The sequence below is a fragment of the Streptomyces longispororuber genome (assembly GCF_024448165.1).
In the GTDB taxonomy this organism is placed as follows: Bacteria; Actinomycetota; Actinomycetes; order Streptomycetales; family Streptomycetaceae; genus Streptomyces; species Streptomyces longispororuber_A.
Genome location: NZ_JAMOLN010000066.1, coordinates 18,342 through 43,381, shown reverse-complemented (window position 1 = coordinate 43,381; position 25,040 = coordinate 18,342). Strand labels below are relative to the sequence as shown.

The 25,040-nt window shown below is 72.3% G+C and carries 24 protein-coding genes; 11 read left to right on the top strand and 13 right to left on the bottom strand.

What is annotated here, in order from left to right:
• Positions 1–240 precede the first annotated feature (240 nt).
• Both M4J07_RS19865 and M4J07_RS19860 read left to right on the top strand, forming a co-directional pair.
• Positions 241–1,071, top strand: coding sequence for an enoyl-CoA hydratase family protein (locus M4J07_RS19865; RefSeq protein ID WP_255973750.1), 831 nt, complete (start codon positions 241–243; stop codon positions 1,069–1,071).
• Positions 1,056–3,359 carry a bifunctional salicylyl-CoA 5-hydroxylase/oxidoreductase gene (locus M4J07_RS19860; protein WP_255973748.1) on the top strand — a complete coding sequence of 768 codons (2,304 nt, stop codon included), beginning with the start codon at positions 1,056–1,058 and terminating at the stop codon, positions 3,357–3,359. Before M4J07_RS19865 ends, M4J07_RS19860 begins: the two co-directional genes overlap by 16 nt.
• Positions 3,360–3,462: 103 nt before the next feature.
• Here the strand turns inward: M4J07_RS19860 and M4J07_RS19855 are convergent, their stop codons facing one another.
• The 8 genes from M4J07_RS19855 to M4J07_RS19820 form a co-directional block, all read right to left on the bottom strand.
• Positions 3,463–4,659 (bottom strand): sulfate adenylyltransferase subunit 1, encoded by a 1,197-nt coding sequence (locus tag M4J07_RS19855; protein WP_255973747.1) that lies wholly within the window; start codon positions 4,657–4,659, stop codon positions 3,463–3,465.
• Positions 4,660–4,661: 2 nt separating this feature from the next.
• Positions 4,662–5,579: a sulfate adenylyltransferase subunit CysD gene (gene cysD / locus M4J07_RS19850; RefSeq protein WP_255973745.1), complete on the bottom strand. Its 918-nt coding sequence runs from the start codon at positions 5,577–5,579 to the stop codon at positions 4,662–4,664.
• Positions 5,576–6,148: an adenylyl-sulfate kinase gene (gene cysC, locus M4J07_RS19845; protein ID WP_255973743.1), complete on the bottom strand. Its 573-nt coding sequence runs from the start codon at positions 6,146–6,148 to the stop codon at positions 5,576–5,578. The genes cysD and cysC overlap by 4 nt, the downstream gene beginning before the upstream one ends.
• Positions 6,145–7,374 (bottom strand): glycosyltransferase family 4 protein, encoded by a 1,230-nt coding sequence (locus tag M4J07_RS19840; RefSeq protein WP_255973741.1) that lies wholly within the window; start codon positions 7,372–7,374, stop codon positions 6,145–6,147. The genes cysC and M4J07_RS19840 overlap by 4 nt, the downstream gene beginning before the upstream one ends.
• Positions 7,371–7,784, bottom strand: coding sequence for a hypothetical protein (locus M4J07_RS19835; protein ID WP_255973740.1), 414 nt, complete (start codon positions 7,782–7,784; stop codon positions 7,371–7,373). The genes M4J07_RS19840 and M4J07_RS19835 overlap by 4 nt, the downstream gene beginning before the upstream one ends.
• The gene (locus M4J07_RS19830) at positions 7,781–8,671 is read right to left on the bottom strand and encodes a sulfotransferase family protein (RefSeq protein ID WP_255973738.1); all 891 of its coding nucleotides are present in this window, start codon (positions 8,669–8,671) and stop codon (positions 7,781–7,783) included. The genes M4J07_RS19835 and M4J07_RS19830 overlap by 4 nt, the downstream gene beginning before the upstream one ends.
• A gap of 110 nt (positions 8,672–8,781) precedes the next feature.
• Entirely contained in the window at positions 8,782–9,591 is an 810-nt protein-coding gene (locus M4J07_RS19825; protein WP_255973736.1) for a PaaX family transcriptional regulator, read from the bottom strand.
• Positions 9,592–9,595: 4 nt separating this feature from the next.
• Positions 9,596–11,212: an AMP-binding protein gene (locus M4J07_RS19820; RefSeq protein WP_255973734.1), complete on the bottom strand. Its 1,617-nt coding sequence runs from the start codon at positions 11,210–11,212 to the stop codon at positions 9,596–9,598.
• A 148-nt stretch (positions 11,213–11,360) separates the two neighbouring features.
• Here M4J07_RS19820 and M4J07_RS19815 point away from each other — a divergent pair, with 148 nt between their 5' ends.
• From M4J07_RS19815 to M4J07_RS19805, 3 genes are read left to right on the top strand one after another with little or no spacing between them, the layout of a single operon-like run.
• Positions 11,361–12,488, top strand: a complete 1,128-nt coding sequence (locus M4J07_RS19815) for an acyl-CoA dehydrogenase family protein (protein ID WP_255973732.1) — start codon at positions 11,361–11,363, stop codon at positions 12,486–12,488.
• Positions 12,478–12,882 carry a RidA family protein gene (locus M4J07_RS19810; RefSeq protein WP_255973730.1) on the top strand — a complete coding sequence of 135 codons (405 nt, stop codon included), beginning with the start codon at positions 12,478–12,480 and terminating at the stop codon, positions 12,880–12,882. The genes M4J07_RS19815 and M4J07_RS19810 overlap by 11 nt, the downstream gene beginning before the upstream one ends.
• A gap of 31 nt (positions 12,883–12,913) precedes the next feature.
• Positions 12,914–13,762, top strand: a complete 849-nt coding sequence (locus M4J07_RS19805) for an alpha/beta fold hydrolase (RefSeq protein WP_255973728.1) — start codon at positions 12,914–12,916, stop codon at positions 13,760–13,762.
• An 8-nt stretch (positions 13,763–13,770) separates the two neighbouring features.
• On the opposite strand, the gene M4J07_RS19800 is transcribed toward M4J07_RS19805, so the two are convergent.
• Positions 13,771–14,799 carry a GlxA family transcriptional regulator gene (locus M4J07_RS19800; protein ID WP_255973726.1) on the bottom strand — a complete coding sequence of 343 codons (1,029 nt, stop codon included), beginning with the start codon at positions 14,797–14,799 and terminating at the stop codon, positions 13,771–13,773.
• A 159-nt stretch (positions 14,800–14,958) separates the two neighbouring features.
• On the opposite strand from M4J07_RS19800, the gene M4J07_RS19795 reads away from it, so the two are divergent.
• On the top strand, positions 14,959–15,543 hold the full coding sequence (locus tag M4J07_RS19795; RefSeq protein WP_255973724.1) for a cysteine hydrolase family protein: 585 nt from the start codon (positions 14,959–14,961) through the stop codon (positions 15,541–15,543).
• Entirely contained in the window at positions 15,543–16,262 is a 720-nt protein-coding gene (locus M4J07_RS19790) for a cysteine hydrolase family protein (RefSeq protein ID WP_255973722.1), read from the top strand. Before M4J07_RS19795 ends, M4J07_RS19790 begins: the two co-directional genes overlap by 1 nt.
• Before the next feature lie 46 nt (positions 16,263–16,308).
• Here the strand turns inward: M4J07_RS19790 and M4J07_RS19785 are convergent, their stop codons facing one another.
• The 3 genes from M4J07_RS19785 to M4J07_RS19775 form a co-directional block, all read right to left on the bottom strand.
• Positions 16,309–17,838 (bottom strand): helix-turn-helix domain-containing protein, encoded by a 1,530-nt coding sequence (locus M4J07_RS19785; protein WP_255973721.1) that lies wholly within the window; start codon positions 17,836–17,838, stop codon positions 16,309–16,311.
• Positions 17,839–17,911: 73 nt separating this feature from the next.
• Positions 17,912–18,109: a DUF4236 domain-containing protein gene (locus tag M4J07_RS19780; protein ID WP_255973719.1), complete on the bottom strand. Its 198-nt coding sequence runs from the start codon at positions 18,107–18,109 to the stop codon at positions 17,912–17,914.
• A gap of 49 nt (positions 18,110–18,158) precedes the next feature.
• Positions 18,159–18,932: an MBL fold metallo-hydrolase gene (locus tag M4J07_RS19775; protein WP_255973717.1), complete on the bottom strand. Its 774-nt coding sequence runs from the start codon at positions 18,930–18,932 to the stop codon at positions 18,159–18,161.
• Between the two features lie 275 nt (positions 18,933–19,207).
• On the opposite strand from M4J07_RS19775, the gene acnA reads away from it, so the two are divergent.
• Positions 19,208–21,922, top strand: a complete 2,715-nt coding sequence (gene acnA / locus M4J07_RS19770) for an aconitate hydratase AcnA (RefSeq protein ID WP_308284757.1) — start codon at positions 19,208–19,210, stop codon at positions 21,920–21,922.
• A gap of 303 nt (positions 21,923–22,225) precedes the next feature.
• On the opposite strand, the gene M4J07_RS19765 is transcribed toward acnA, so the two are convergent.
• The gene (locus M4J07_RS19765) at positions 22,226–22,534 is read right to left on the bottom strand and encodes an ArsR/SmtB family transcription factor (protein WP_255973753.1); all 309 of its coding nucleotides are present in this window, start codon (positions 22,532–22,534) and stop codon (positions 22,226–22,228) included.
• Between the two features lie 150 nt (positions 22,535–22,684).
• Here M4J07_RS19765 and M4J07_RS19760 point away from each other — a divergent pair, with 150 nt between their 5' ends.
• The 3 genes from M4J07_RS19760 (at position 22,685) to M4J07_RS19750 (ending at position 24,986) form a co-directional block, all read left to right on the top strand.
• A complete protein-coding gene (locus M4J07_RS19760; RefSeq protein WP_255973713.1) occupies positions 22,685–24,112 on the top strand; it encodes an MFS transporter in 1,428 nt (475 codons plus the stop codon).
• A gap of 73 nt (positions 24,113–24,185) precedes the next feature.
• Positions 24,186–24,746 carry a hypothetical protein gene (locus M4J07_RS19755; protein WP_255973712.1) on the top strand — a complete coding sequence of 187 codons (561 nt, stop codon included), beginning with the start codon at positions 24,186–24,188 and terminating at the stop codon, positions 24,744–24,746.
• A gap of 81 nt (positions 24,747–24,827) precedes the next feature.
• Complete coding sequence (locus M4J07_RS19750; RefSeq protein WP_255973710.1) at positions 24,828–24,986, top strand: hypothetical protein; 159 nt, start codon at positions 24,828–24,830, stop codon at positions 24,984–24,986.
• The last annotated feature ends 54 nt before the right edge of the window (positions 24,987–25,040 follow it).

The window sequence follows — 25,040 nt, the reverse complement described above, 5'->3', positions numbered from 1 at the left end:
CAACCTTATGAATGGTACGGCGTGTGCCGATAGAGGCTCCCGGTGGTGTTCCTCGGGACATTGGGCTCTATGACACGACCCGGCGCTTATGCCGGTTCCGTCAGTCTTTCGTCACATCCTGTCGAACGGTTTATCGCGCCCTGCTGACGGCAGTCACAAAGCAGTGATAACTTCGGGGAGTAGCCGCCGGGAACCGCCTGTCCGTAGGAGCACGCCCCGTCCGTAGGAGGCCGCACGCGCATGAGTCCCTTCACCGGCTCCGCCCCCCGCACCGACACCTGGCACCACCTCGCGTACGCCGTGGACGCGCACGGCGTCGCGACCGTCACGCTCGCCCGGCCCGAGAAGCTCAACGCGCTCACCTTCGGCGCGTACGCCGATCTGCGTGACCTGCTCGCCGAGCTGTCCCGGGAGAAGTCCGTCCGCGCCCTCGTCCTGACCGGGGAGGGGCGCGGCTTCTGCTCCGGCGGTGACGTCGACGAGATCATCGGCGCCACCCTCGGCATGGACACGGCCCAGCTGCTCGACTTCAACCGGATGACCGGGCAGGTCGTACGAGCGGTGCGCGAGGCCCCGTTCCCGGTGATCGCGGCGGTGCACGGGGTCGCCGCGGGCGCCGGCGCCGTCCTCGCGCTCGCCGCCGACTTCCGGGTCGCCGATCCCAGCGCCCGCTTCGCGTTCCTGTTCACGAAGGTCGGCCTGTCCGGCGGCGACATGGGCGCCGCCTATCTGCTGCCGCGCGTCGTCGGCCTCGGTCACGCCACCCGGCTGCTGATGCTCGGCGACCCCGTCCGCGCACCCGAGGCCGAACGGATCGGCCTGATCAGCCAGTTGACGGACGAGGACAGCGCCGACGAGGCCGCGCTCGCCCTCGCCCACCGCCTCGCCGAGGGCCCCGCCCTCGCGTACGCGCAGACGAAGGCCCTGCTCACCGCCGAGCTCGACATGCCCCTCGCCGCGGCCGTCGAGATGGACGCGGCCACCCAGGCGCTGCTCATGAACGGCGAGGACTACGCCGAGTTCCACGCGGCCTTCACCGAGAAGCGCCCGCCCAAGTGGCAGGGGAGGTGACCGCGGTGCGCCCGCAGCGGATCGCCGTCATCGGCGGTGGCCCCGGCGGCCTGTACGCGGCCGCCCTGCTCAAGCGGCTCGACCCGGAGCGCGAGATCACCGTGTGGGAGCGGAACGCCCCGCACGACACCTTCGGCTTCGGCGTCGTCCTCTCCGACGAGACGCTCGGCGGCATCGAGCACGCGGACCCGGTCGTGTACGCGGCGTTGCAGGACGAGTTCGTGCGCTGGGACGACATCGACATCGTGCACCGCGGCACCCGGCACACCTCCGGCGGCCACGGCTTCGCCGCCCTCGGCCGCCGCCGCCTCCTGGAGATACTGCAGGGCCGCTGCCGCCAGCTCGGTGTCGAGCTCCGGTTCCGCACGGAGGCGCCCCCGGCCGCCGAGCTCTGCGCGGCGTACGACCTGGTGGTCGCCGCCGACGGCGTGCGCAGCCGCACCCGCGAGGCGTACGCCGACGCGTTCCGCCCGCGCGTCGAGGAGCACCGCAACCGCTACATCTGGCTCGCCGCCGACTTCGCCTTCGACGCGTTCCGCTTCGAGATCGCCGAGACCGAGCACGGCGTGATGCAGCTGCACGGCTACCCGTTCAGCGACCACGAGTCGACCGTCATCGTCGAGATGCGCGAGGAGGTGTGGCAGGCGGCGGGCTTCGCCGACATGGACGTGCGCGAGTCGGTCGAGCACAGCGCCAAGGTCTTCGCGGAGGCGCTCGGCGGCCGCGCCCTGAAGTCCAACAACTCCTCCTGGCTCACCTTCCGCACCGTCGTCAACGACCGCTGGTCGCACGGAAACTGCGTGCTCATCGGGGACGCCGCGCACACCGCGCACTTCTCCATCGGCTCCGGCACCAAACTCGCCGTGGAGGACGCGCTCGCGCTCGCCGCCTGCCTGCACGAGAACCCCACGACCGGCGCGGCGCTGAAGGCGTACGAGGCCGAGCGACGGCCCGTCGTCGCCTCCACGCAGCGCGCCGCACGGGCCAGCCTCGCCTGGTTCGAGGAGCTCGGCCGCTACCTGGACCAGCCGCCGCGGCAGTTCGCGTTCAACCTGCTGACGCGCTCGCGCCGGGTCACGCACGACAACCTGCGGCTGCGCGACGCGCGGTTCACGGAGTCGGTGGAGCGGGAGTTCGGCTGCCCGGAGGGCACGCCGCCCATGTTCACGCCGTTCCGACTGGGCGGGCTGCGGCTGCGCAACCGGGTCGTCGTCTCGCCGATGGACATGTACTCGGCGGTGGACGGGGTGCCGGGCGACTTCCACCTGGTCCATCTCGGGGCGCGGGCCATGGGCGGCGCCGGGCTGGTCATGACGGAGATGGTCTGCGTCAGCCCCGAGGGGCGCATCACCCCGGGCTGCGCCGGTCTCTACACCCCCGAACAGGCCGCCGCCTGGCGCCGGATCACCGAGTTCGTGCACACCCGCGCACCCGGTGCGGCGATCGGGCTGCAGCTCGGCCACTCGGGCCGCAAGGGCTCGACCCGGCTGATGTGGGAGGGCATCGACGAACCGCTGCCCGACCCCGAGGCCAACTGGCCACTGGTGGCCGCCTCCCCGCTCCCGTACAAGGCGGACAGCCAGACACCGGCCGAGCTGACGCCCGCTCAACTGGAGGAGATCAAGGAACAGTTCACGTCCGCCGCGTGGCGGGCGGCGCGCTCCGGCTTCGACCTGCTCGAACTGCACTGCGCGCACGGCTATTTGCTGTCCGGCTTCCTCTCGCCGCTGACGAACCGGCGGACGGACGCCTACGGAGGGTCGCTGGAGAACCGGCTGCGGTTCCCGCTGGAGGTCTTCGACGCGGTGCGCGGTGTGTGGCCGGACGACCGGCCCATGACCGTCCGCATCTCCGCGACCGACTGGGCCGAGGGCGGGACGACCGCGGAGGACGCGGTGGTCGTCGCGCGTGCCTTCGCCGCGCACGGTGCGGACGCGATCGATGTGTCGACCGGGCAGGTGGTGGCGGAGGAGAGGCCCGCGTACGGGCGCTCCTACCAGGTGCCGTACGCGGACCGGATCCGGCACGAGGCCGGGGTTCCGGTCATCTCGGTCGGCGCGATCTCGTCGTGGGACGACGTCAACTCGCTCGTCCTGGCGGGGCGTACGGATCTGTGTGCGTTGGCGCGGCCGCATCTGTACGACCCGCACTGGACGTTGCACGCGGCGGCGGAGCAAGGGTATTCGGGGCCGGGTGTGGTGTGGCCGGATCCGTATCTGGCCGGCAGCCGCCGCCCCCAGACCGGCCGCCTGGACGCACCGAAGCCGAGGTTGGTCCTGCCGGGTTGAGGGGGCGTGGGCGTCTGCGGGTCCGGCGGGGGCTGGTCGCGCAGTTCCCCGCGCCCCTGACGGGGCGCGGGGAACTGCGCGAGCCGCCCCCACGCCGTCGCGCCTAACAGACCGCCATCCCGGCCGTCAGCGTCATCCCGTCGACCGGGTCGACCAGCAGGAACGCCCCGGTCCGCCGAATCGCCGCATAGTCGTCGACGACAACCGGCTCAGCCGTGCGCAGCACGGCCTCCCCGAGATCGTTCGCGGTCAGCCGCTCCGCGGGGCCCAGCGACCGGACGACCGCCCGCACCGTACGCGTGGTGTGCCGCACCAGAACCCGCTGCCCGACCACCAGCGGCCGGTCGGCGAGGTGGCACACGGCGCCCCGCAGATCCCGCGTGGCCGTGGGCGCCCGCTCGTCCGGGGCGATCAAGTCGCCGCGCGCTACGTCGAGTTCGTCGGCGAGCCGTACCGTGAGCGACGCCCCGGCGGGCGCCACGTCGACGGCCGCACCCAGGACGTCGAGCGCCGTCACCGTCGACGTACGCCCCGACGGGTGCACGGTGACGGCGTCGCCGACCCGGAGCGTCCCGGACACCAACTGGCCCGCGTAGTAGCGGATTCCGTCGTGCCGGATGACGTACTGGACGGGGAGGCGGGCGGGCGCGTCCGGCGACTCGGCCGCCACCTCGACCGTCTCCAGGTGCTCCAGGACCGTCGGCCCGCCGTACCAGTCCATGCGCGCCGACGGCTCGACGACGTTGTCTCCGGCGAGCGCCGAGACCGGCACCGCCGTGACCCGGGTGATGCCCAACTCGGCGGCCAGGGCGTCGAATTGCGCGGCGATCGCCGCGAAGGCGGACTCCTCGTAGCCGACGAGATCCATCTTGTTCACGGCCAGCACCACATGCGGCACCCGCAGCAGCGCCGCGATGGCCGCGTGCCGGCGGGTCTGCTCGACGACGCCGTTGCGCGCGTCGACCAGGATGATCGTGAGTTCGGCGGTGGACGCGCCGGTGACCATGTTGCGGGTGTACTGCACGTGGCCCGGGGTGTCCGCGAGGATGAACCGGCGCCGGGGCGTGGCGAAGTAGCGGTGGGCGACGTCGATGGTGATGCCCTGCTCGCGTTCGGCCCGCAGCCCGTCCGTGAGGAGCGCGAGGTCGGGCGTGCCGGTGCGGGAGATCGACTCCAGCTGGTCGGCGAGGACCGACTTGGAGTCGTGCAGCAGACGGCCCACCAGCGTGGACTTGCCGTCGTCGACCGAACCGGCCGTGGCCAGGCGCAGCGTGCCGACTTCCGTGGCAACAGCAGACATGACTAGAAGTACCCTTCGCGCTTGCGGTCTTCCATCGCCGCCTCGGACAGCTTGTCGTCGGCGCGGGTGGCGCCGCGTTCGGTGAGGCGGGACGCGGTGATCTCGGCGATGACCTGGTCGAGCGTCCCGGCGTCGGAGTCGACGGCGCCGGTGCAGGACATGTCGCCGACGGTGCGGTAGCGGACCTGCCGCTTCTCGACCGTCTCGTCGTCCTTCGGCCCGCCCCAGTCGCCGGCGGTCAGCCACATGCCGCCCCGGTCGAACACCTCGCGCCGGTGGGCGAAGTAGATCTCGGGCAGCTCGATGTTCTCGCGGGCGATGTACTGCCAGACGTCCAGCTCGGTCCAGTTGGAGAGCGGGAAGACGCGGACGTGCTCGCCGGGCGCGTGGCGGCCGTTGTAGAGCTGCCACAGTTCGGGGCGCTGGCGGCGCGGGTCCCACTGGGAGAACTCGTCGCGCAGGGAGAAGACGCGTTCCTTGGCGCGGGCCTTCTCCTCGTCGCGGCGCCCGCCGCCGAACACGGCGTCGAAGCGCTCGTGCTGGATGGCCTCCGTCAGCGGCACGGTCTGGAGCGGATTGCGGGTCCCGTCCGGACGTTCGCGCAGCACACCCCGGTCGATGTACTCCTGTACGGAGGCCACATGGAGCGTGAGCCCATGGGCCGCCACCGCACGGTCCCGGTACGCGATGACTTCGGGGAAGTTGTGCCCGGTGTCGACGTGCAGCAGCGGGAACGGCACCGGCGCCGGCGTGAACGCCTTCAGCGCCAGGTGCAGCATGAGGATCGAGTCCTTGCCGCCGGAGAACAGGATCACCGGCCGCTCGAACTCGCCCGCCACCTCGCGGAAGATGTGCACCGCCTCCGACTCCAGGGCGTCCAGGTGGCCCAGTCCGTAAGGGGTTTCGGCGGTCGTCGTCACAGCAGCCCCCTCGCCGTCAGCACCGCGTGCACCGAGCCCGCCGACTCGGCCGGCGTCTGGTGCTGCGTCTCCAGGAACAGGTCCGGGTCGGCCGGCGGCTCGTACGGGTCGTCGACCCCGGTGAGCCCCTTGAGCTGACCGGCGGCCTGCCGGGCGTACAGACCCTTCACGTCGCGCTCGCTGCACACCTCGACCGGCGTCGCCACGTGCACCTCCAGGTACGGGGTGCCGCTCGCCGCGTGCCGTTTGCGGACGGCCTCGCGGCTGTCGGCGTACGGCGCGATGACGGGCACGACGGCGAGGATGCCGTTGCGCGCGAGGATCTCCGCGACCAGGCCGATGCGCTGCACGTTCGTGTGGCGGTCCGCGCGGCTGAAGCCGAGGCCCGCCGACAGGAAGCGGCGGATCTCGTCGCCGTCGAGCACCTCGACGCGGTGCCCCTCCGTGCGCAGGCGTCCGGCGAGGGCGCGCGCCACGGTGGTCTTGCCGGAGCTCGGCAGACCGGTGAGCCAGATCGTGGCTCCCTGGGCGCGGGCTCCTGGGGTGCGGGCCGGGTTGGCCGTAGTCATACGTGAAGTCCTTCCGGGGCGCCGGTGCCGCGCCGTGTGCCATCGGGGGTCGTCAGATCGGAGAAGAGGGCCTCCCAGCGCGGGTGCACCGCGTCGGGGCCGTAGGCCGCGGCCGTGAGCAGGGCCGCCGTGCCCATCTGTGCGCGCAGGTCGCGGTCGCCCATGAGGCGGCCGAGCGCGTCGGCGAGGGCGTCCGGGTCCTGCTCCGGCACGAGCAGCCCGTCCACGCCGTGCGTGAGCACGTCGGCGGGGCCCGTGGGACAGTCGAAGGAGACCACCGGCAGTGCGTGGCTCATCGCCTCGATCATCACCATCGGCAGCCCCTCGAAGCGTGAACTCAGCACGTACACCGAGGACTTGGCGAGCTCGTCGTCGAGCCGGTCGGTGTGGCCCATCAGGAGCACATGGTTGTAGAGGTGGTGCTCCTCGATGAGGGCACGCAGCTGGGCCTTCTTCTCGCCGCTGCCGTAGATCCGCAACTGCCAGTCGGGGTACGCCTCGACGAGCTTCGCCCACGCCGGGATCAGCAGGTCGAAGCCCTTCTGCGGGAACAGCCGGCCGGCCGCGACCACGATCTTCGCGTCGTGGTGCGCGGGAACCTGGTCGAGCGAGTGCACGGCGTTGGGGATGCGCACGACGCGCGTGCCGGGCAGCAGCCGCGCGTACTCGACGCGGTCCCGCTCGGTCAGCACGGCGACCGCGTCGAAGCGCGGGTACGTCTCGACGATGCGCCGCTGCACGTCGGGGCGGTGCGTCCCGTGGTTCATGTGCTCCTGCGCCACCCGCACCACGCCGTGCGTGGCGTGCGCGGCGGCGAGGAAGTTCAGGGCGGGCCGGGTGGTGACGAGCACCCCGTCCGTGAGCGACCGCAGGTACGCGCCGAGGGCCAGTTCGAGGCGCCGGTCGAAGTACCGGTGGCCGAACTCGCCGCGCGGTACCTCCCGCGCGGGCGCCTCGCTCAGCCGGTCCCGGCGCCGGGCCCGCCACCGGCCGGCGAGCCCGCGCTCGCGGGGCGCGGCGACGCCCTCGCGCAGGTCGACGACGGTCGTCACGGGCACCCGGTCGTCCAGCGGGAACTGCACGTCGTCACGGCGCCGCACGGCACTGACGATCTCGACGTCCCAGCCCGCGGCGGCGAGGGAGTTGGCCTGGTTGAAGACGGTGCGGATGGTGCCGCCGCGCCCGTAGGCGTGCAGCAGCAGATACCTGATCCTGGGGTGGTTCACGAGCGGCACTCCAGCGACAGGTTGTCCTCGACCGTGAAGTACGGCCGTACGCCGAAGTCCGCGCCCGGCACCCGCTGTTCCGGGTAGACCATGACGGCCTTCTTGCCGCGGATGTCGTCGAGCTTGCGCCCGACCCGCAACGTCCGTGCCCCGTCCGTGAGATGGAGGTCCCACTGGTCGGCCGCGCCGAACCCGTCGTACGCGGCGAGACCGCCCACGTCCCAGCCGCACGCGAACCGCGCGCCGTCCAGGTCCGCGTCGTACCGCAGGACGTGGTCCGTGCGCGAGCGGCGGGTGAGCTGGAGCCGCCAGCGCGACCCGGCGTCCGGCGGCACGCCGTGCAGCCGTCCGACGACCCGGATCCGCCCGTCCCGCGGCCACACCTGCTCGACCTCGGCCTGCGGCTTCACTTGAGGTACCCCCAAGCCTTGCTGATGGGCCGCAGGACCTCGGGCACCTCGTCGTCCTCCGGCAGCGGGCGGCCCGCCTGCACGCTGCCCGTGCGGATCTTGTCGCGCCAGTCGCCGAGACCCTTCTGGAGCTGCGTCGCGTCCCGCTCGCCGTACGCGAGCATCGACGGTTCGAAGTCGACGCCGAGGAAGGCGCACAGCGCGCGCAGCCGCCCCTGGGGGTCGGTGGTGAGCTCCTCGTAGCGCAGGGTGTGGCCGCCGGTGATCCCCTTGCGGGCGTGGTCCACGGCCGTCATGTAGCGCAGCGCGTCGGCGCACGCCTCCTCGTAGGTCCGCTTCTCCGGATCGCCCTCGTGCCAGGACCGGGCGATGGAGACGGGGTGCCGCAGCAGGAAGACGAACCGGGCGTCCGGCCAGCAGTCCCGGATGCGCCGGTAGACGAAGGCGTTGCTGGGCGTCTTCTCGACGACGACGTCCTTGCCGGACCGCACCAGCTCCCGGTGCAGGACCCGGTCCCACAGCAGGTGCTCCAGATCGCCGCGGCTCAGGTCGAGGGCGTCCATGGCCCGCTCCGACAGCTTGCTGCCGTAGCCGACCTCAAGGCGGCGGATGTGCAGCTCGTGCGGCGCGTGCAGCCGGGAGTGCGCGTTCAGCAGCATCCGCAGCAGCGTCGAGCCCGAGCGCACCGGGGACATGATGAAGACGGGCCCGCGCAGCAGCCGGTCGGTCGCCGGGTCGTCGGTACATCGGTACTCGGGGGCCGGCCGCTTCACGGGTTTCGGGGTCGTGACCGGCGCCGGCGTCACCCGCGGTGCGCTCCCGGCCCGGCGGACCTCCAGTCCCGTGGCCGCGGACAGGGCCCGGTTCAGATTGCGCTTGAGGCTCATGCGTCCCGACGCTAAGCGCGCATTCTGAGAAGAGGGCCGGAGAAAGCTGAGGGTTCCCTTAGCACCTCTTCAGGTGACGGGCATCACTCCCGCCGCTCCCACCACTCGTGTCACGGAGCGTTCACGAACCCGAGACCCGCGTCCCGCAGCCGCTCGTGCAGACCCCGGAACACCGCGGCCGACCGCGCCCCCGGCCAGTCCCGCGGCAGCAGCGCGGCGGGCAGGCCCGGGTCGGCGTAGGGCAGGTGGCGCCAGGAGTCGAGGGCGAGCAGGTAGTCCCGGTAGGCGTCGCGCGGCGGGGTGTCCGTGCGCCCCTCCCAGCCGCGCAGCACCGGCTCGTGCTCGTCGAGGAACGCCTCGTGGAGCTTGGCCAGGGACGCCAGGTCCCACCAGCGGGCCACCGCGTCGGCCGTCGCCGCGAAGCCGAGGTGGTCGCCGCGGAACAGGTCCACGTACGCCGCGCAGCCGATCCGCTCCAGGGTGTGCCGGGTCTCCTCGTAGAGTCCCGCGGGTGCCAGCCAGACCCCGGGGGCGGCCGTGCCGAAGCCCAGTCCGGCGAGCGTCGAGCGCAGGACGTGCCGCCGGGCGCGCTCGGACTCCGGGACCGAGAAGACCGCGAGCACCCAGCCGTCCTGCGCGCCCCGGGTCCCGTACACGCGGCGGTCGCCGTCGTCGAGGAGCTGGCGGGCGTCGTCCGACAGCGCGTACCCGGCGGCCCCGGCCGCCGTGCGGGCCGGGACGAGCAGGCCGCGCCGCTTGAGCCGGGACACGGCCGAGCGCACGGACGGCGCGTCGACCCCGGCCGCGCCGAGGAGCCGGATCAGCTCGGCGACCGGGACGGGGCCGGGAAAACCGCGCCCGTACGCGCCGTACAGCGTGACGATGAGGGAGCGGGGCGTGTGGGTGGAGTGCTCGGACACGTGATCACTTTACGGTTCCGGGCTCGCGCAGCCGGAACCGCTGGAGCTTTCCCGTCGCCGTACGCGGCAGCGCGTCCAGGAACACGATCTCGCGCGGGCACTTGTACGGCACGAGCTCCGCCTTCACGAACTCCCGCAGCGCGTCCGGCTGTTGGCGCGCGCCCGCCCGCAGCACCACGTACGCGACCGCGATCTGGCCGCGCGAGGCGTCCGGCCGGCCCACGACGGCCGCCTCGGTCACGTCCGGGTGGCGCAGCAGCGCGTCCTCGACCTCGGGGCCCGCGATGTTGTACCCGGCGGAGATGATCATGTCGTCGGCGCGGGCGACGTACCGGAAGTAGCCGTCGGGCTCGCGGACGTAGGTGTCGCCCGTGATGTTCCAGCCGTGCCGGACGTACACCGTCTGCCGCTCGTCGGCCAGGTACCGGCAGCCCACCGGGCCGCGCACGGCGAGCAACCCGGGCTCCCCGTCCGGGAGTTCGGCCCCCGCGTCGTCGACGATCCGGGCCTGCCAGCCGGGCACGGGCACGCCCGTCGTCCCCGGCCGGATCGCGTCGTCGGCCGCCGAGACGAAGATGTGCAGCAGCTCGGTCGCACCGATCCCGTTGATGATCCGCAGCCCCGTCGCGTCGTACCAGGCCTGCCAGGTGGCGGCGGGCAGGTTCTCGCCCGCGGAGACGCAGCGGCGCAGGGCCGACAGGTCGTACGCGTCCCGGTCCGGGTCCGCGAGCATCGCGCGGTACGCCGTCGGCGCGGTGAAGAGGACCGACACCCGGTGCTCGGCGAGCGCGGGCAGCAGCTGCCGCGGGCCCGCCTGTTCGAGCAGCAGCGCGCTGGCCCCGGCCCGCAGCGGGAAGATCACGAGGCCGCCGAGGCCGAACGTGAAGCCCAGCGGCGGACTCCCCGCGAACACGTCGTCCGGCGCCGGCCGCAGCACGTGCCGCGAGAACGTGTCGGCGATCGCGAGCACGTCCCGGTGGAAGTGCATGCACCCCTTGGGCCGCCCGGTCGTCCCCGAGGTGAACGCGATCAGGGCGACGTCGTCGGCGGCGGTCGGCACGGCCTCGTACGACGACGGCTTCGCGGCGGCCCGGTGCAGCAGGTCGTCGGAGCCGTCGCCGCCGAACGTGGTGATCCGCAGCCCCGGCACCTCCGCCTTCGCCAGGTCGTCGACCGACCGCACGTCGCACAGGGCGTGCCCGACCCGGCCGATCTCGCACATCGTCGCCAGCTCGGCCGCCCGCTGCTGCGCGAGCACCGTCACCGCGACCGCGCCCACCTTCATCACGGCCAGCCAGCAGGCCGCGAGATGACGGGTGGTGGGGCCGCGCAGCAGCACCCGGTTGCCGGGCACCACACCGAGGTCGTCGGCCAGGACATGCGCGATCCGGTCCACTCTCGCCCGCAACTCCCCGTACGACCAGGGTGGTTCGCCGGGGGAGTGGAAGGCGGGCCGGTCCGCGCCGAACCGCTCGATCGTCGTGTCGAGCAGCTCGGCGCCGCAGTTGAGCACCTCGGGCCCCGCCGGGTCGAGGACCAGGCCGGGCCACAGCTCCGCGGGCGGCAGATGGTCGCGCGCGAACGTGTCGACATGGGCGGACGGGCTGAGCGGGTGGGTCATGACCGGATGCCCCCTTGCCTTCGCATGGTCGCGAGGTCGTCGCGCATCGAGCGTATCGTGATGGTGACGACAGTCAACGGGGCGCGATACGGTTCCTGAGGGCGGGCCGCCCGGTCCTCGCCCGACGATCCGAGAGGGGCATCGGCATATGGGCACATTCTCCCTCGAACCCGAACAACTCGCCTGGTGTGCCGAGCTGCGCGAGCAGGCGCGGACCCGGCTCGCCCCCCTCGCCGAGAAGGGCGAGCCGGGTCACGTCAACCGCCCGCTTGTCGCCGAACTCGGTCAACTCGGGCTGCTGGAGCGCCTGTTCACGTCCGGTGCGCTCGACCTCTGCCTGATGCGGGAGTCCCTCGCCCGGGTCTGCACCGAGGCCGAGACCGCGCTCGCCCTCCAGGGGCTCGGCGCGCATCCCGTGCACGCGTACGGCACCGCGGAGCAGCGGGCGCGCTGGCTGCCCGAGGTGGGTGCGGGCCGGGCCGTGGCCGCGTTCGCGCTGAGCGAGCCGGGCGCCGGGTCCGACGCCGCCGCCCTCGCCCTCGCGGCCCGCCCCGACGGGGCCGGCTGGCGGCTGACCGGCGAGAAGTGCTGGATCTCGAACGCGCCGGAGGCCGACTTCTACACCGTCTTCGCCCGCACGGGACCCGACGCGGGAGCCCGCGGCGTGACCGCCTTCCTGGTGCCCGCGGACCGCCCCGGCCTCACCGGCTCCGCCCTCGACATGCTCTCGCCGCACCCCATCGGCGCCCTCGCCTTCGACGACGTGCCGGTGACCGCCGCCGACGTGCTGGGGGAGACCGGTGGCGGGTTCCGGGTCGCCATGAACACCCTGAACCTGTTCCGGCCGAGCGTCGGCGCCTTCGCCGTCGGCATGGCACAGGCCGCACTCGACGCGACCCTCGCGCACACCGCCCGGCGCGACGCGTTCGGCGGCAAGCTGAAGGACCTCCAGGCGGTGAACCACGCGGTGGCCGACATGGCGCTGCGCGTGGAGTCCGCCCGCCTCATGGTCCATGCGGCGGCCTCCGCGTACGACGCGGGGGCCGACGGGGTGCCCCGGCGCGCGGCCATGGCCAAGCTCCTCGCCACGGAGACCGCCCAGCAGGTCGTCGACGCCGCCGTGCAGCTGCACGGCGCACGGGCCCTGCGCCGCGGCCACCTCCTGGAGCACCTGTACCGCGAGGTCCGGGCGCCCCGGATCTACGAGGGCGCCAGCGAGGTCCAACGCACCATCATCGCCCGCGAGTTGTACAAGGAGATCCCCGGTGAGCAGTGACCTGGACCGGATCAACCCGCCCGAACTCTCCCCGCCCACCGGCTTCTCGCACGCCGTGGTCGCCACCGGCAGCCGGCTCGTGATGCTGGCCGGCCAGACGTCCCTGGACGGCGACGGCAAGATCGCCGGCAGCACCCTGCCCGAGCAGTTCACCCGGGCCCTCACGAACCTGCTCACCGCCCTGCGGCACGCGGGCGGCACCCCCGCGGACCTGGCCCGCGTCACCGTCTACGCCACGGACATCGCCGACTACCGCACCCACGCCCGCGAACTGGGCCGCATCTGGAAGGAGTTGGCCGGACGCGACTACCCGGCGATGGCGGTGATCGGAGTGACCCGGCTCTGGGACGAGCAGGCCCTCGTGGAACTGGACGGCACGGCGGTCCTGCGGTAGCGGCTGACGGGGGGCGGCTTAGGCTCGTCCCATGACGACGACGCAGCAGGCCGAACTCTCCGTAGGTCCGATCGCGTACGACGACACAGGGGGTGACGGGACCCCCGTCGTCCTCCTCCACGGGCTCGCCCAGGACGGCACGGTGTGGCGGCATGTCGTGGACGAACTGGGCACGTCCGTCCGGTGCATCGTCCCCACCCTGCCGTACGGCAGCCACCGCACACCCCTGCGGCCCGGGGCCCAACTCTCGCCGCACACCATGGCGTTGCTCATCGGCGAGTTCGCCGACGCGCTGGAGCTCGGCGGCGACACGGTCTTCGTGGAGAACGACGCCGGCCGCATCCAGCAGCTCGCCGCACTGCGGCCCGACCGGGTCGGCCGGATGGTCGTCGCGGGCTGCGAGGCCTTCGACAACTATCCGCCGGGCCCCGGCGGCAAGCTCCTCGACGTGGCCTCCCGGGTCCCCGGCGGCCTCGCGTTCCTCGCGCACGTGCTGTCCGTACGGCCGCTGCGCCGGGTGCCCGGCACCGGGTACGCGGTGATGTCGCACCGTCCCGTCCCGCACGACCTGATCGACCGCTGGGTCGAGCCGCTGCGCACGGACCCGACGGCCCGCGCCCTCCTCCACCACTACCTCAGGTCGACCGTGCGCACGGAGATGATGGAGGCGGCGGACGCACTGCGCACGTACGACCGGCCCGCGCTGGTCGTCTGGGGCAGGCAGGACCGGATGATGCCCCCGGCCCACGGCCGCCGGCTCGCCGAACTGCTGCCGCAGGGACGGCTGGTGGAGCTCGACGAGTGCGGCACGCTCATCCCGCTGGACCGGCCCAAGGCACTGGCCTCGGCGATCGGCGACTTCACCCGCGACAGCGCCTGACCCCGGCCCTAGTGGGCCGTGGTCCTGAACCGGCGCCGGTACTCCGTCGGCGTCGTGCTCAGGCGGCGGCGGAACGCCCGTACCAGCGTGTCCGTCGTGCCGAACCCGCAGAGCGACGCGATCCGTTCGAGGGTCGCGTCGGAGGACTCCAGCTCGTGCCGGGCCTTCTCGACCCGCACGGACTCGATGTACGCGTACGGGGTCGTGCCCAGCTCCGTCTTGAAGAGCCGCGTCAGGTGCCGGTCGCTGACGTGCGCGTACGCGGCGAGGTCGGCGACGGTCAGCGGTTCGTCGACGTGCCGCAGGATGTGATGGCGCAGGTCCTCGATCCGCCGCGTCGTGGAGACCTGCTCCAGCGGGACGCTGAACTGGCTCTGGCCGCTGGGGCGTTTGAGGTACATCACGAGCTGCCGGGCGACGCGCAGGGCGACCGCCTCGCCGAGGTCGTCCGCGATCAGGGCGAGCGACAGGTCCAGGCAGGCGCTGATCCCCGCGCCCGTCCACACGTCGCCTTCGCGGATGAAGATCGGGTCGGCGTCCACCCGTACGGCCGGGTGGTCCGCGGCGAGCTGCTGCGCGGTGGACCAGTGCGTGGTGGCGCGCTTGCCGTCGAGCAGGCCCGCCGCGGCCAGCAGATGGGCGCCCACGCACACGGAGGTGATCCGGTGCGAGCGGCCGGCGAGCACCTTCACCCACGCCACGAGCGCGGGGTCGACGAGCGGATGCACCCGGCGCTCCGCGTCGATCTCCACGGCGCCCGGCACCAGGAGCGTGTCGATGGACCGGGCCGCGGCCTCCTCGAACGTCATGTCCGGCAGGATGCGGACGCCCGCGCCGGTGGTGACCGGGTCCATGGACCGCGCGGCGAGCGCCACCTGATAGCCCGCCGCCTCCTCGGTCTCGCGCAGGGCCAGCGAGAACACCTCCGGCGGCCCGGTCACGTCCAGCAGGTCGACGCCGTCGAAGAGCACGATCACGATGAGGCGCCCGGCGGTGCCCTTCGCGGTGTCCTTCACGGTGTCCTTCGCGCTCTGCACGGGCCCTCCGGTCGGTCGGACCGCCCTGTCGGCGGCATGTCGGTATCTGCATGTTAGACGTCATTGCCGACATCCGGGTGCGGTCCTAGCGTGGTGGACGTGGCCCGGCGGACGGCGCGGGCCGCGCCTCTCCCACCTCTCCCGAAGGCAGGTACACCCATGTCCAGGACCACGCTGCGCGAGCTCAACGGCTTCGACCCGACGCCCGCGAAGCTGGCCGGCTCGACGCTGATCCTGATCGACTTCCAGAACACCTACACGCGCGGCGTCATGGAACTCGACGGCTGGGCGGAGTCCCTCGACGCCGCGGCGCTGCTCCTGGAGCGGGCCCGTGCGCAGGGCACGAAGGTCGTGCACGTCGTCAACGACGGCGGCGAGGGCACCCCGTACGACATCCGCGCGGAGATCGGCGCGATCCATCCGAAGGTCGCGCCCCTCGACGGCGAACCGGTCGTCGTGAAGCAGGTCCCCAACGCGTTCGTCGGCACCGACCTGGCGACGCACCTCACGGAGGGCCAGGACGTCGTCGTCGCGGGCTGGATGACCCACATGTGCGTGGCGTTCACGGCGCAGGGCGCGTTCCTGAACGGCAACCGCCCGACCGTCGTCGCCGACGCCTGCGCGACCCGCTCGCTCCCGGTCGCGGGCGACGACGTCCCCGCCGACCAGGTGCACCGCAGCGCCCTGGCCACCGTCGCCGATCTGTACGGGGTCGTCGTCGCGTCGCAGAAGGAGATCGTCTGATGGGGAAGCTGACCCGCTCGGCTGTCGCGCTCGGCACGGCCGCCCTGCTCGCCGCCACGGTCGCGGGCTGCGGCGGCGACTCCCAGGCGGCCACGCGCACCGGGAGCCACGCGAAGGGCGGGGCGAAGAACCACGCGAAGGACACGACGACGCTGCGTCAGCTCATGAAGCTGGACGAGACCCCGGCGAAGCTGTCCGACGCGACGCTGGTCCTCGTCGACTACCAGAACGTCTACACCGGCGGCCCGATGGAACTCACCGGCTGGCGCGCCGCGGTGAAGGAGACGAAGACGCTCCTCGACCGGGCCCGCAAGGCGCACACGCCGGTCGTGCACATCGTCGAGAAGGGCTACGACCTCACGTCGAAGGCCGGACAGATCATTCCGGACCTCAAGCCCGCCAAGGGCGAGGCCGTCGTCGAGAAGGCCGTCCCGAACGGGTTCCACGAGACGGACCTCGACGCGGAACTCAAGAAGACCGGCCGCAAGAACGTCATCATCGCCGGCTTCATGACCCACATGTGCACCCTGTTCACCACCGAGGGCGCGGTCTACGCGGGCTACCGGCCGACCGTGGTCGGCGACGCCTCCGCGACCCGGCCGCTGCCGGTGAACGGCAATCCGCGCGGCATCCCGGCACGCCAGGTCCACGAGGCGGCGCTCGCCACGATCCAGGACCGGTTCGGCGTCGTCGTCCCGAAGCAGCGCGACATCAAGTGACCGCAGGCGCCGCCGGGGCCCGGCGGCGCCTGCGGTATCGGCCCGGTCAGATGTCCCGGAACGTCTCGATCTGTGCGCCCACGGAGTTGAGCCGCTCCGCCAGGTCCTCGTAACCGCGGTTGATGACGTACACGTTGCGCAGCACCGAGGTGCCCTCGGCGGCCATCATCGCGAGGAGCACGACCACGGCGGGCCGCAGCGCGGGCGGGCACATCATCTCGGCGGCCCGCCAGCGGGTCGGCCCCTCGACCAGCACCCGGTGCGGGTCGAGGAGCTGGAGGCGGCCGCCGAGGCGGTTGAGGTCGGTCAGGTAGATCGCCCGGTTGTCGTAGACCCAGTCGTGGATGAGGGTCTTGCCCTGGGCCGCCGCCGCGATCGCCGCGAAGAACGGGACGTTGTCGATGTTCAGGCCCGGGAACGGCATCGGGTGGATCTTGTCGATCGGCGCCTCCAGCTTGGAGGGGCGCACGGTGAGGTCGATGAGCCGGGTGCGGCCGTTGTCGGCGAAGTACTCCGCCGAACGGTCGTGGTCGAGCCCCATCTCCTCCAGCACGGCCAGCTCGATCTCCAGGAACTCGATCGGCACGCGCTTGACGGTGAGTTCGGACTCCGTGACGACGGCCGCGGCCAGCAGGCTCATCGCCTCGACCGGGTCCTCGGACGGCGAGTAGTCCACGTCGACGTCGATGTGTGGCACGCCGTGCACGGTCAGCGTCGTGGTGCCGATGCCGTCGACCCGGACACCGAGCGCCTCCAGGAAGAAGCACAGGTCCTGGACCATGTAGTTCGACGACGCGTTGCGGATGATCGTCGTGCCGTCGTGCCGGGCGGCCGCGAGCAGCGCGTTCTCCGTCACGGTGTCGCCGCGCTCGGTCAGTACGATCGGGCGGTCCGGCGCGATGTCCGGCTGCACCTCGGCGTGGTAGAGCCCCTCGGTCGCCGTGATGTCGAGACCGAAGCGGCGCAGCGCGATCATGTGCGGCTCGATCGTGCGCGTGCCGAGGTCGCAGCCGCCCGCGTACGGCAGCTTGAAGCGGTCCATGCGGTGCAGCAGCGGGCCGAGGAACATGATGATCGAGCGGGTGCGGCGGGCCGCGTCCGCGTCGATGGCGCCCATGTCCAGCTTGGCGGGCGGGACGATCTCCAGGTCCACCCCGTCGTTCACCCAGCGGGTGCGCACGCCGATGGAGTTCAGTACCTCCAGAAGGCGGTAGACCTCCTCGATGCGGGCCACCCGGCGGAGCACCGTACGGCCCTTGTTGAGCAGCGACGCGCACAGCAGCGCCACACACGCGTTCTTGCTCGTCTTGACGTCGATCGAGCCGGACAGCCGGCGTCCGCCGACCACCCGCAGATGCATCGGACCCGCGTACCCGAGCGACACGATCTCACTGTCCAGGGCTTCGCCAATTCGGGCGATCATCTCAAGGCTGATGTTTTGGTTGCCGCGCTCGATGCGGTTGACGGCGCTCTGGCTGGTGCCGAGCGCCTCGGCAAGCTGCGTCTGCGTCCAGCCCCGGTGCTGGCGGGCGTCGCGGATGAGCTTGCCGATGCGTACGAGGTAGTCGTCTGCCATAGCGGCAGGCTATCTCAGATATGAGATGACGCATTCCGTGGGGTCCGTACGGGTGACGGACCTTGACGGGGTTTCAGTGACGCCGGGTGCTGCGGGTGCGCCGCCAGCCGAAGGGGCCCGGCAGGTCCATCGAGGTCGTGCGGCGTCCGGTGCTGCTGTGCGTCCGGCGCGGGCCGTGCCGACCGCCCGTCGTGACGGACCAGGACCGCCGGTTGATGTTGAGGCGGACTCCCGGCAGGATCCGGAAGCTCTTGCGGAACGTGAGCGGCATGGGGGCTCCCTTCCGTTCGGTGCCGTACGCGTACCCCGGCCCGCCCCGATCAGTCGCGCGCCGCGCCCTCGTCCACCGGGAACACGGCGCCCGGCGCCGCGTACGCCACCGGCCCCGCGAACCGTGCGGCCGCCCGCGTCACGGCGTCCCCGGGCGCCACCGCACGCCCCACGTGGGTCACGACGAGGCGCCGCACGTCCGCCGCGGCGGCGGTGTCCCCGGCGTCCTCCGGCGAGTGGTGCACGCCGTCCCCGGCGTCGCCGTCCGCCTCGCACAGCAACGTGCCGCACCCGGCGGCGAGTTCGGTGAGGCCGGCGCAGGGCGCGGTGTCCCCGGAGTACACGAGGGAGCGGCCCCCGTGCTCGACGCGCAGCGCGAACGCGGGCATGCCGTGGGCCACCTCGCGCGAGGTCAGGTCCAGCGCCCCGACCCGTACCCGGTGCCCGTCGTCGAGCTCCCGCACGGCGAACGCCTCCTCGACCGGACTGCGCCGCTCCCCGTTGGTGAGGAAGCCGGCCAGCCGGTCGGCGGTGCCGGGCGGCGCGTACAGGGGGAGGGGCGCGTCGAGCCGGACGTCCGCGTAGAGCAGTCCGTAGTACGCGGTGAGCAGGTCGGCGGTGTGGTCGGCGTGCAGGTGCGACACCCAGATCGCGTCGATCTCGTCGAGCCGGACGTGCCGCTGCAGCGCCCCGAGCGTCCCGCTCCCGGCATCCACCCACACCCGGGTTCCGCCGCCGCTGACGAGGTACCCGGAGCAGGGATTCCCGGCCTCGGGGTACGGGGTGGCGCTGCCGAGCACGGTGAGACGAAGGTCACTGGCCATTGCGGGACGCTATCGGACCGCCTGTCGCCTCGCCGTCCCGGGGGCACCGTACGACCATGGGGGGAGCGGGAACGCCAGGGAGGGGCTCGACGGCAGCGCCGAGCCATGTACTAGAGTTATCTCGACATCGAGATATCTGCCGAGGCGCACCGCGGCCTCACGGCACCGTCGATCTGGCGGTAAGGGTTACCTAACTTAGCCTTACCTCAGCAGATCGGCAACGTGGCGTGGCGGCAGGATGTGGTGGAACGCGCACATATATGAAGGAGACTGTCGTGTCGGCGAACAGCTTCGACGCCCGTAGCACGCTGAGCGTGGGCGACGAGTCCTACGAGATCTTCAAGCTGGACAAGGTCGAGGGCTCCGCGCGCCTTCCCTACAGCCTGAAGGTTCTCCTTGAGAACCTGCTCCGCACCGAGGACGGCGCGAACATCACCGCCGACCACATCCGTGCGCTCGGCAACTGGGACTCGCAGGCGCAGCCCTCGCAGGAGATCCAGTTCACGCCGGCCCGCGTGATCATGCAGGACTTCACCGGCGTGCCCTGCGTCGTCGACCTCGCCACCATGCGTGAGGCCGTCAAGGCCCTCGGCGGCGACCCGGCGAAGATCAACCCGCTGTCCCCGGCCGAGATGGTCATCGACCACTCCGTCATCGCCGACAAGTTCGGCACCTCGGACGCGTTCAAGCAGAACGTCGACCTGGAGTACGGTCGCAACAAGGAGCGCTACCAGTTCCTGCGCTGGGGCCAGACCGCGTTCGACGACTTCAAGGTCGTCCCGCCGGGCACCGGCATCGTGCACCAGGTCAACATCGAGAAGCTGGCCCGCACGGTCATGGTCCGTAACGGCCAGGCCTACCCGGACACCCTGGTCGGCACCGACTCGCACACCACGATGGTCAACGGCCTGGGCGTCCTGGGCTGGGGCGTCGGCGGCATCGAGGCCGAGGCCGCCATGCTCGGCCAGCCGGTCTCCATGCTGATCCCGCGCGTCGTCGGCTTCAAGCTGACCGGCGAGCTCCCGGCCGGCACCACCGCCACCGACCTGGTCCTCACGATCACCGAGATGCTGCGCAAGCACGGCGTCGTCGGCAAGTTCGTCGAGTTCTACGGCGAGGGCGTCGCCGCCACCTCGCTCGCCAACCGCGCCACCATCGGCAACATGTCGCCGGAGTTCGGCTCCACCGCCGCGATCTTCCCGATCGACGACGAGACCCTGAACTACCTGCGTCTGACCGGCCGTGACGCCCAGCAGGTCGCGCTCGTCGAGGCGTACGCCAAGGAGCAGGGCCTCTGGCTGGACCCGGCCGCCGAGCCCGACTTCTCCGAGAAGCTGGAGCTCGACCTCTCCACGGTCGTCCCGTCGATCGCCGGCCCGAAGCGCCCGCAGGACCGCATCGTCCTCGCGAACGCCGCCCAGCAGTTCGCCCAGGACGTGCGCAACTACGTCTCGGACGACTCCGAGGCGGGCAAGGAGTCCTTCCCGGCCTCCGACGCCCCGGCCGTCTCCAACGGCACCCCGTCGAACCCGGTCACCGTGACCGCCCCCGACGGCTCGACCTACGAGATCGACCACGGCGCCGTCACGGTCGCAGCGATCACCTCCTGCACCAACACCTCGAACCCGTACGTGATGGTGGCCGCGGCCCTCGTGGCGAAGAAGGCCGTCGAGAAGGGCCTGACCCGCAAGCCGTGGGTCAAGACCACCCTCGCCCCGGGCTCGAAGGTCGTCACCGACTACTTCGACAAGTCGGGTCTGACCCCGTACCTCGACAAGGTCGGCTTCAACCTCGTCGGCTACGGCTGCACCACCTGCATCGGCAACTCGGGCCCGCTGCCCGAGGAGGTCTCGAAGGCCGTCAACGACCACGACCTGGCCGTGACGTCGGTCCTCTCCGGCAACCGGAACTTCGAGGGCCGCATCAACCCCGACGTCAAGATGAACTACCTCGCCTCCCCGCCGCTGGTCGTCGCGTACGCCATCGCCGGTTCGATGAAGGTGGACATCACCAAGGACGCCCTCGGCGTCGACCAGGACGGCAAGCCCGTCTTCCTGGCCGACATCTGGCCGACGGAGGCCGAGGTCAACGACGTCGTCGCCAACTCCATCGGCGAGGACATGTTCTCGAAGTCCTACGAGGACGTGTTCGCCGGCGACGCCCAGTGGCAGGCCCTCTCCGTCCCCACCGGCAACACCTTCGAGTGGGACAGCGAGTCGACCTACGTCCGCAAGCCCCCGTACTTCGAGGGCATGACGATGGAGACGACCCCGGTCGTCGACTTCGAGGGCGCCCGCGTGCTCGCCAAGCTCGGCGACTCGGTCACCACCGACCACATCTCGCCCGCCGGTGCGATCAAGGCCGACACCCCGGCCGGCAAGTACCTGAGCGAGCACGGCGTCGAGCGTCGTGACTTCAACTCCTACGGCTCGCGCCGTGGCAACCACGAGGTCATGATCCGCGGCACCTTCGCCAACATCCGCCTGCGCAACCAGATCGCGCCGGGCACCGAGGGCGGCTACACCCGCGACTTCACCCAGGCCGACGCGCCGGTCTCGTTCATCTACGACGCCTCGCAGAACTACCAGGCGCAGGGCACCCCGCTGGTCATCCTCGGCGGCAAGGAGTACGGCTCCGGCTCGTCCCGCGACTGGGCCGCCAAGGGCACCGCGCTCCTCGGCGTCAAGGCCGTCATCACCGAGTCGTACGAGCGCATCCACCGCTCGAACCTCATCGGCATGGGCGTCCTGCCGCTGCAGTTCCCGGCGGGCCAGTCGGCCGACTCGCTCGGCCTGACCGGTGAGGAGACCTTCGCGATCTCCGGCGTCACCGAGCTGAACGAGGGCCGCACCCCGGCCACGGTGAAGGTCACCACCGACACGGGCGTCGAGTTCGACGCGGTCGTCCGCATCGACACCCCCGGTGAGGCGGACTACTACCGCAACGGCGGCATCATGCAGTACGTGCTGCGCAACCTGATCCGCAAGTAAGCGGCAGGGCAGGACAGTTCGAGGGCCGCATCCCCAGTGCCGGGGATGCGGCCCTCGTGCGTCAGCCGACGTTCTCCGGAACTCGATCAGCTGCTGCGGCGTGGCCGGCAGCCCCGGGGTGTGGAACGCGTCGTCGCGGACGGTCCTGGTCCGCCGCTGCCCGGCGTTGACGTAGGAGACCCGGAACGCCCAACCGCACTGCTCCGTACCGGTCAGCACGTCCAGGTGCGCGGCGGTACGGGCGACATCGGCCACTCCTGACCAGGTGCTTCCCCGCGCACGGGAAGGGCATCGTAGCCGTGGTCAGCCCTTGCTCACCAGATCGAGGAGCCCGGGAAAGCGCGCGTCCAGTTCGGCGCGGCGCAGTACCGCCGTGCGGCTGTTGCCGTGGTCGACCATGCGGAGCAGGCCCGCCTCGCGCATCACCTTGAAGTGGTGCGAGGTCGTCGACTTCGACACCGGCAACTGGAAGGAGGCGCAGGTGCGTTCGGTGCCGTCGGGCTCGCGCAGGAAGCGGGCGATCACCCGGTAGCGGTGGGGGTCGGAGAGGGCGTGCAGGACCGTGCGCAGGTCCATCTCCTCGGGTGTGGGGTGGCCTTCCTCGTCCGGCACGGGGTTCCGCCTCTCGTCGCAGCCGCTGCGCAGGTTCTCCATAGGTTCTACTTGCATCGTACCTCGCGACCGTGTGACAGTCGGGTCCCAAGGTTCGATCGATTGCGAACCTGTACGTGCCTGCCTGACCGCATCGGGGGTCCCTCACGCATGTCCACCACAACTGCCCATCCTGATAAGTCCGTTGAAGGTGGCCGGCGCCCGGGGCTCGCCCTCGCCGTCGTCCTCCTCGCCGTCCTCGTCGTCCCCATGTCGATCTCCGGCACGGCCGTCGCACTGCCCGGCATCGGCGCCGATCTGCACGCGTCGGGCGCCGCGCTCCAGTGGGTGGTGAACGCCTTCAACGTCGCCTTCGCCTGCTGCACCCTCGTCTGGGGCTCCGTCGCCGACATCGTGGGACGGGTGCGGGTCTTCGCGGCGGGCGCCGCCCTGTTCGCGGCGGCGGCCACCGCGAGCGCCCTCGCGGGGAACGCGTACGTCCTCGACGCCGCCCGCGCGCTCGCCGGGATCGGCGGCGCCGCGATCTTCTCGGCCGGCGCCGCGATCCTCTCCACGGCCTACGAAGGGCACGCGCGGGCCCGGGCGTTCGCGCTCTTCGGCACCGTCGCCGGCGTCGGCGTCTCGCTCGGCCCGACCTTCGCGGGCCAGCTGGTGGCGTCGGTCGGCTGGCGCTGGGTGTTCGCACTGCACGCCGCCGCCCTGGTCCTCGCCCTGCTCGCGCTGCCGACGGCCGCACGCGCGCTGCCCGCCACCGCACGGGGCGCGGCGCGCATCGACGTACCGGGCAGCCTCGTCCTCGTCGCGGCGGCGGTGCTGCTGACCACGGGCATCGTGCAGGGCTCCCAGTGGGGCTGGGGGAGCGTCGGGGTGCTCGCGCTGTTCGCGGGGGCCGTGGCCGCACTCGTCGGGTTCGTCCGCGTCGAGCGGCGCAGCCCGCACCCGGTCCTCGACCTCGGCCTGCTGCGGCGGCGCCGCTTCGTCGGGCTCGCCCTCGTCCCGGTCGCGGCCTCGGCCGGCTTCGTCACGCTCCTCACGTACCTGCCCAGCTACCTCACCGCCGTCACCGGCCGCGACAGCTCGGCGGCCGGCCGGCTCATGCTGCTGCTCACCCTGCCGGTCCTGGTCGCACCGGTGGCGGCCGCGCGCCTCGTCCGGCGCGGCGTGTCCGCCCGGGCGCTGATCCTCGCGAGCCTCGGCTGTCTGGTCGCCGGCGACCTCGGCCTCCTCCTCTTCTCGCCGCACGCGGCCGTGGCCGTCGTCGCCCTGCCGATGCTCGTCACCGGCGCCGGGATGGGCCTGTCGGCCGGCCTCGTCGACGGCCAGGCCCTCGCCCTCGTCCCGCCCGGACAGGCGGGCATGGCCGCCGGGTTCGTGAACACGCTCCGGTTGGGCAGCGAAGCCGTCGCGGTCGCCGTGTACGGCTCGGTGATGGCGAGCCTGGTCGGCGCGGGGCACGCCTACGACACGGCGTTCCACGGGCTGCTCCAGGGGCTCGCGGGAGTGTGCCTGGTGCTCGGCGCCACGGTGGCGTGGCTGCTGCGCCCCGAGGCCGACGACGCGCGGACGCAAGGGATGTGAGGTGGATCCCGGCCGCCGGTAGAGTCGCGCTCTTCGCCGGTGCCGGCCGCGCGGAGTCCCCGGGGGTCACGGTATGCCCGCCTCACTCGTGCTCGACCCGTACGTGACGTGGCGCCAGGCGCTCGCCGGCGTCGACGCCGCCTTCGCCGACCCGCCCGCGCTCGACCGCCCGGTCGACGGCTGTACGCACTGCACTCCCGAGTCCGAGCTGGTCCTGCTCGGCGGCGCCCCGGCCCGGGTCTCCGACGACCTCCTCGGCCACTTCATGCGCGAGCCGGCGAGCCACTGGGAGGACGACCAGTACCCCGTCCTGTGGCGCCGCTTCGTGCCCCGTGCGCTGCGCCTGTGGGGCCCGGACGGGGACGGCACCGACCCCTCGTACGAGATCGGCCGCCTCGGCCCCGACGGCGCCCGCCTCGCGGACTGGCCCGTGGCCGAGCGCGGCGCGGTCGAGCGGGCCTTCCGTGCCCTGCTGACCCTCGCGGTGACCGACGGCGGCCCGCACGGGCGGTGCACCGGACTGATCGAGGGAATGGCCCAGGTGACGGGATCCCTGGACCCCTGGCTCGACCACCTCCAGGGCCTCACCGGCCCCGAGGCCGACGCCGGACTGGTCCGCCTCGCGGCCGGCTGAACCGTCGAACTGCTGCGGGGCGAGCTGGAGTTCACCTGGTGGTACGACGGCGACCCGCACCTGGTCGCCGACTGGCTCCCCGTGCTCCGGCCCCGCGTCACGGCCTTCGCCGCGCGGCACCCCCGCTGCAAGACCGCGTCCGACGCGCTGGCCGGGCTCGACGCGCTGGAGTCGGGTGCCGGGATCCCCTGGCCCCACCCGTACGCCGACGGGGTGATCCGGGTGCTGCCGGTGCGATGAGTCCACCGGAACATCGGCGCCCAGATCATGGGCCGCAACAAGTTCAGGCCCCAG